This window comes from Paenisporosarcina sp. P4_E4_2, from assembly GCF_056401595.1.
Genome location: NZ_JBFUJC010000445.1, coordinates 1 through 2,135, shown reverse-complemented (window position 1 = coordinate 2,135; position 2,135 = coordinate 1). Strand labels below are relative to the sequence as shown.

Below are 2,135 nucleotides of genomic sequence, written 5' to 3'. Positions count from 1 at the left end.
GTCTTCTTATGGGCAGAAACGAAAGCATCCGAACCAATCATTTCGTTTTGGATGTTCAAAAACCGTCTGTTCGCTTCTTCACAAGTACTCGCATTTATTTTTGGTGCTACATTTGTCGGATTGACGATTTTCATACCTATTTTTGTTCAAGCCGTGTATGGGGGTTCCGCGACGAATGCCGGTATTATTCTGATGCCGATGTTACTTGGATCTGTTGCTGGAAGTGCATTCGCAGGGATTGCACAAACCAAAATTTCCTATCAGAAAATAATGGCTATATCCGTAGTTTTCTACGCAATTGGAATGGCATTCATGTCGACAATTTCTCCTGAAACAAGCCGTATTTTACTTACTTTGTATATGGTATTGGTTGGGATGGGCGTAGGGTTTTCATTTTCATTACTGCCTTCGGCGAGTATGCATAAGATGGATTATCGCCATCGCGGTTCTGCCAACTCGACCAATTCATTTTTCCGGTCATTGGGTTTGGCGCTGGGTATTACCATATTCGGGTCATTGCAAACAAAATTGATGACTAATGAAATACAAGACAAGCTTGGGGGTTCTGGTCAAGATGCATCGCAGACAATTGACAATTTGCAGACCGTATTCCAACCCGAACAACGACAGATGATTCCATCAAACATTTTGGATGTCATTATCAATGCCATGTCGAATTCCATCTCGGCTACTTTCCTTTGGTCACTCATCCCGATTGCCATTGCAATCGTTGCTGTTTATTTCATGGGAAATGAGAAGCTTGAAGTTTCAAAAGAAGAGTAACTGAAGTCGACAATAATTAAAGGGCTTTTCCTCCGTCATGAATGATGACGAAGGAAAAAGCCCTTTTTTGTGTATTATCCCTCAACCTCGACAAATAGACTGACGAGAAATCCAGCACAAAATGTTGCAAGTAAAAAAGACGGCACTGCCAGTACTATTTTCAACCACGTCGGAGTGTCCTTGAACCTTTTAAATAACCGGAAAGCCATCCACAAATGAATCCAACTAATGATGCTACGAATAATGGCGCTTGCCATCTTCATGTCATCGAAATGAACATATCGCTGAAGATTGTCCATATCAACAAAGAGGATTCCCATAAAAGCTAGTGCAGTTATGAAAAAGAAGTGGACGAAAAATCTGAAATGATCTGAAATCCTAGTTCTCATTGATTGATGGCATTTAAAAATGCTACTCCATATTTCTCAAGTTTATTGGCACCTACACCACTGACTTCAAGAAACTCTTCCTCGTTTTTCGGACGTTTGGCACACATGTCTTTCAATGTTTTATCCGAGAAGATGACAAATGGCGGAACATTTGATTCGTCAGCCAATCGCTTTCTCACGATGCGTAGTTCTTCAAATAACGGATCATTGTCAGTAACTTGTTGGGTAACAATCGCCCCTTTGCGAAGAACTTTTTGATTCCCTTTCAGTACTTCTTTACTTTTCTCGGTAACATATATTGTTGGAAATGATCCATGTTCGACTGCGAGTAAGTCCTGTGAAATCATGAACTCCATCAAGTTCGCTACATCTTTCGCACTGTAATGCTTTAATATACCGTACGTTGTCAGTCTCTCAAATCCAAATTCAATTACCTTTTTGTTTCTGGATCCCGTCAGTACTTGGGCTGTCAGCATTTTTCCGAATTTCTGTCCCATTCGAATGACGCATGAAAGGACCATTTGGACATCTTGTGTAACATCCTGACTTTCCCGTTGGTCGGTGCAATTGCTACAATGTCCGCAAACGCCTGCATCGGTGTCACCAAAATAGTGAATGATGAATTGCTGCAGACAATTTTCTGTATGACAGTAGTCAACCATTCCCTGCAACTTGATGAGTTCGCCGGGTATACGACTTGGGTCTTGTGCTTGATCAATCAGGAATCGTTGGGTCTGAACATCTTGTGAGGCATAGAGTACAACACACGCACTCGGCAATCCATCACGACCTGCACGTCCTGCCTCCTGGTAATAACTCTCCATATTTTTCGGCAGTTGGTAATGGATAACATAGCGTATATTTGATTTGTCAATACCCATTCCAAAGGCATTTGTCGCCACCATCACCTGAACTTCATCTTTAAGGAAACGTTCCTGCTCATAGGTGCGGTCCTCATCGTAC

At 41.8% G+C, this 2,135-nt stretch carries 2 protein-coding genes; one reads left to right on the top strand and one right to left on the bottom strand.

Translation table 11 applies throughout. The features are described from left to right. Positions 1–783 (top strand): MFS transporter (locus AC1DSB_RS18455; protein ID WP_477587324.1); only part of this gene is annotated, 783 nt, incomplete at its 5' end. A gap of 385 nt (positions 784–1,168) precedes the next feature. Here AC1DSB_RS18455 and AC1DSB_RS18450 read toward each other — a convergent pair. Beyond that, a partial coding sequence (locus AC1DSB_RS18450; RefSeq protein WP_477587323.1) for an RQC domain-containing protein occupies positions 1,169–2,135 on the bottom strand: 967 nt, incomplete at its 5' end.